This window comes from Streptomyces sp. NRRL S-646, assembly GCF_000720765.1.
GTDB lineage: Bacteria > Actinomycetota > Actinomycetes > Streptomycetales > Streptomycetaceae > Streptomyces.
The window spans coordinates 1-284 of the sequence record NZ_JODC01000116.1 but is presented as its reverse complement, the minus strand read 5'-3'; the positions used below and the strand labels follow the sequence as shown (position 1 = coordinate 284).

Annotated in this window: 1 protein-coding gene; it reads left to right on the top strand. The window is 69.0% G+C overall.

The annotated features are described in order from the left end of the window. Nucleotides 1-284: hypothetical protein (locus IH68_RS0149135; protein ID WP_037886775.1), on the top strand; the 284-nt coding region annotated here is incomplete at both ends.

The following is a 284-nucleotide window of genomic DNA, read 5'->3' as shown; positions in this document are numbered from 1 at the left end:
TCTGACGGCGCCGAATGGTCCGTCGCAGCAGCGGGTGATCCGGCAGGCGCTGGCCGGTGCCGGGCTGAAGCCCGCCGATGTGGACGTGGTGGAGGCGCATGGCACGGGGACGCCGCTGGGTGATCCGATCGAGGCGCAGGCGCTGCTGGCCACCTATGGCCAGGACCGTGAACGGCCGTTGTGGCTGGGTTCGTTGAAGTCGAACATCGGCCACACGCAGGCGGCTGCCGGTGTCGGTGGTGTGATCAAGATGGTGATGGCGATGCGGCATGGGGTGCTGCCGC